The 3,963-nt window shown below is 49.9% G+C and carries 3 protein-coding genes; all 3 read right to left on the reverse strand.

Features of this window, described 5'->3' with window-relative positions:
• Positions 1-1,468: DEAD/DEAH box helicase (locus tag PKH29_12565; protein ID HNX15671.1), on the reverse strand; the 1,468-nt coding region annotated here is incomplete at its 3' end.
• Positions 1,469-1,724: 256 nt separating this feature from the next.
• Positions 1,725-2,738, reverse strand: a complete 1,014-nt coding sequence (locus PKH29_12570) for an NAD(P)-dependent oxidoreductase (GenBank protein ID HNX15672.1) — start codon at positions 2,736-2,738, stop codon at positions 1,725-1,727.
• A 151-nt stretch (positions 2,739-2,889) separates the two neighbouring features.
• The gene (locus tag PKH29_12575; GenBank protein HNX15673.1) at positions 2,890-3,921 is read right to left on the reverse strand and encodes a hypothetical protein; all 1,032 of its coding nucleotides are present in this window, start codon (positions 3,919-3,921) and stop codon (positions 2,890-2,892) included.
• Positions 3,922-3,963: the final 42 nt, after the last annotated feature.

Here is a 3,963-nt window from a genome sequence, read left to right on the forward strand (position 1 = left end):
GGCTGTAGGCGTCGCCTTCCACCTTATCGTGAATCCGGTCATAGACCACGCGGGGGCGCACCGGGATGTCCCGCTCATGCTCATAATCACCGGCAAGCATCCCCAAAACATCGCGCACATCGTCTTCGGTCACACCCTTGAACGGATATGCCCGCTTTAGAATCGGCATCACATCGGCCACCGAATAACCCGAACCGGTCGCCATCGAGACCAGGTGCTGCGCCAAAATATCAAAACAACCCCTCGGCGGGTGCGAATGTTCAATCCCACCCTGCCGCGCCACCTCTGCGGTCAATCCGCAATATAATCCCTCCGAGGCCTCACGCGGAAATATACGCATCACGCTGACACGGTTCGGATTGTGCCCCGCACGTCCGAGCCGCTGCATGGTGCTTGAAATCGAATACGGACACCCGATCTGAAATACTTGTTCGATATCGCCGACGTCGATGCCGAGTTCCATTGAGGAAGTTGCACACAGCAGCCGCAGTTCGCCCGCCCGAAGCGCCTGTTCGGTCTGGAACCGCTGTTCTTTTGACAAACTCCCGTGATGTACCCGGGCGAATCCGTCTCCGGCGATCTGGTTGACGAAAAACGCCAGCTTTTCGGCATAAGCGCGCCCGTCGACAAAGCCGATGGCGCTGCCTTTGTCACCGCAAAAGGAGTAAATCGTCTGCCCGATCTTGGGCCAGGTCGGCCCGGTGCCCAAAGGCCCCGAGGGTACACCGAGACCGGGCAGGGGGCTGGTCACCTCAATTAAAATTTCTTTTTTCATCTTGGGGGCGACAATCGAGACCGGGTCGGGCGAGAGATATTCCGCCGCTGTTTCAAGCGGTTCAATCGTCGCCGAGAGCCCGATGCGCTGTAACGGCTGCCCGCATAGCTTGTCCAGTCGCGCCACCGACAGCATCAAATGCGCCCCGCGCTTGGAGTCGATCATCACATGCAGCTCGTCAATGATGATCGCCTTTGCGGTATGCAGCATCTTTTGGCCCGATTGGCTGGTCAGCATCAGATATAACGATTCGGGCGTTGTGATTAAAATATGCGGCGGGTGCTTGACCATCCGGGCACGCTCGCTCTGCGAGGTGTCTCCGGTGCGGATTGCGATCTGAATCTCCGAGCCGTATTTATGCCGACCGGTCTTGATGCGCTGTTGTAAAATCCCTTCCAGAGGCCGTTTCAAGTTTTCGCGGATATCCCCAGCCAGCGACTTTAAAGGAGAGATATAGATTAATTGAAGCTCTTCCGCCAGATTACCTTTTTCGGCTTGCTCCTGCAGCTTGTCGATGAACGCTAAAAATGCAGTCAGCGTTTTGCCGGTACCGGTCGGCGCCGACACCAACGTATGTTTTCCCGCGGCGATCTCGGGCCAGGCCTGCTTTTGAACTTCCGTCGGCGTCCCAAGCGTCCCGCGAAACCACTCCTGCGTGTAGATATTAAAAATTTTCAGCGTGTCCTCGGCCATGTTCCCTCACTTGCCGTTTTATCCGGTCGTGCCATCGCCTCGTTGTTAATAAAAAGGATGTCCCAACGACGATGAGATTTCATCCGTCGATGAGACATTATAGCATATTTATACAATTTTTGAAAGTAGGGGCGGATATTATCCGCCCGTTTAAATTGCACTAAGCATCTTGTATAAGGAAATTCGGAAATGCCCCGATTTAGAAAATGAAAGTTATTTATGCGGGCGGATAATATCCGCCCCTACAGCGTGATCCTCACTCCCCTTTCATCTCCACGGTTTGCAAATTCTTATCCAAAATCTCAACGCACAATCTGATCGAGTCACCGATGGCGGCTTCGATGTTATCCGGCTGAACGCCGAGCGGCTCGCTGCCCTCCGATTTATTGATGAACAGTTCCGAGCACTGGAGTTCCCCGAGTTTAAGCAAATTCAATCCGCCTCCGACATTGCGCGCTTTCTGCTGTTTGAGCATCTTCCGGGAGTTCAGGTCGAACATCCACTTCGGAATTGTGACAATTCGCTTGTTCGGGCAGCCGAGATACTTGTGCATGATGCCGAGCATCTGTTTCCAGGTCATGTTATACCAACCGATCGGATAGCAATTTCCGCCCTCGTTTTTCTCAAGCGCTCCGGCGATCGCCTGCCCCACTTGCTTGACCGTGACCATCGTCGTTCCGCCCTTCGGGAACAGCGTCGACCCCTCCATATCCCGGATCATCTCGACCATAAACAGCCACACGGGTTTGCGACCCGGCTGGGTCCCGAAGATATAGGGCAGTTCGAGCACGGCGACGTCGAAATTCTCGTCGGCAAACGACAGCGCCGCGGCTTCCTGATCCCGGCGGCTTCGGATATAGGAATGCCAGTGTGACAATTGCATTTCGGGGTATTTCTTGTCAAAGTGCGAAAAATACGAACCCAGAATCACCGCATGCTTCACGCCGCAGACTTTGGCGAGCGTCAATAAGCGATAAACGGGGTCAATATTGAATTTTTTATACATGTCATAAATCGGCGGCGGCCCCTCGACCCGCTCGTCAACGCCTGCAGCAAAGACGAAGCCCTCGCAGCCGTACATGAGGTTTTTAATGTCCTCATCCGACATCTCGAGGATATTTCCGTATTGAATTTGCATCTCTGGCGGCAGCACCGCGCCCTGCGGCAGCGGCGGAAGCGCCACCGAGACGACTTCATGCCCGCGCCGGATCAGCTCCGCCGCGCCCTCACTTCCCAAAAGTCCCGTTCCCCCGACCATAAAGACCTTCATGACATGACCCTCCTTTTTGCTTATTTTTACCTAAATGATATGTAAATAATCTCGTGAATAAAGCTTTTAAAAACTTTACCTCCCTTGTTAAAGGGAGGGGAACCGCCGCAGCGGTGGTAGGATTCTCTTGACTTGCCCAAATTGCTGTTTTTTATTGATGAAGCGCTATCCATTTTAATAAATACGGCCGATCATTATTTGCCGATACTTCGAACCATTCGGAACATAAAAAGTATTCATCACCGTTTATTCTCACCGATTTTGCATAATACCGTGTTTGCTTATTCCCATCAGTTGCTTCGACTTTCAGCAACAAAGGAAATTGAATATCGAAAATTTCTTTCGAATATTGCTTCGTCTGCATCTTCTCGACTTCTTCTTTTGTGACCTTTCCTTCCTCTAAAAACCCGCGCAGAACCGTATTTGCAATTTGCCCGATTTTCATTTCTTCAAACCCTCCGATACCGTCATACTCTATAGTATTAAGTTTTTCGGTTGCCCTTGCAGATTCTTGCTTTTCTGTTTTCTGTCTCGGTTTTTTACCTGCAAACATGTTGTACATCTGTAAGCTTCTCATAAATAGTTCGGAAGTATCCTCAACATCGCCCAATACGCTCAACACCGGTTCAAGAATCCTTTCGCTGAAATCCTGATTCGCGATGATACGAATTTCGTAATCCAACCCAAATTCCTTTAAAACAACCGAAATATCATCTTTACAAGTATTAAATTCACTCATAACCGATGGAGTGATTTTAGGTGAAGCAAAAATGATAGTTCCGCAGGAAATATTAAAACATCCATATAAACACATTGCAGCTCTAATAAATTTTTTTATAACCCTCGCCACTGTTTCCCCTTTTGTGGAACCATAGATTAATCCGCTCTCATGAAATGCGACTTCTACGGCATAAACATTTTGTTCTTCATTTTCAAAAGAAACGCCCATTACATCAATCTCGGCTTGGGTCAGCACTTGCTTTAAACCGCTGCTGCCCTTATAAAGATCATATCCGTATTTGTCCATGAAAAAAGCCGAGGAACGCTCCATCAATTTTTCTAATACATCCATATGTCCGAGTGACCATTGTGATGAGACCTTCCAATTGGTCTGTACCATCTGACATCCTTTGATATGTTTCAACCATGACAATACCAACGATTCACCGATCTCGATTTTCATCTTTACGCTCCTTTACTCATCCCCACCCAACCGCTCGACCGC

This window comes from Oscillospiraceae bacterium (genome assembly GCA_035353335.1).
Lineage (GTDB): Bacteria > Bacillota > Clostridia > Oscillospirales > JAKOTC01 > DAOPZJ01.

Excerpts from the sequence above, each read along its gene's own strand:
- PKH29_12570 (HNX15672.1), bottom strand. The coding sequence starts at position 2,738 with ATGAAGGTCTTTATGGTCGGGGGAACGGGACTTTTGGGAAGTGAGGGC.
- PKH29_12575 (HNX15673.1), bottom strand. The coding sequence starts at position 3,921 with ATGAAAATCGAGATCGGTGAATCGTTGGTATTGTCATGGTTGAAACAT.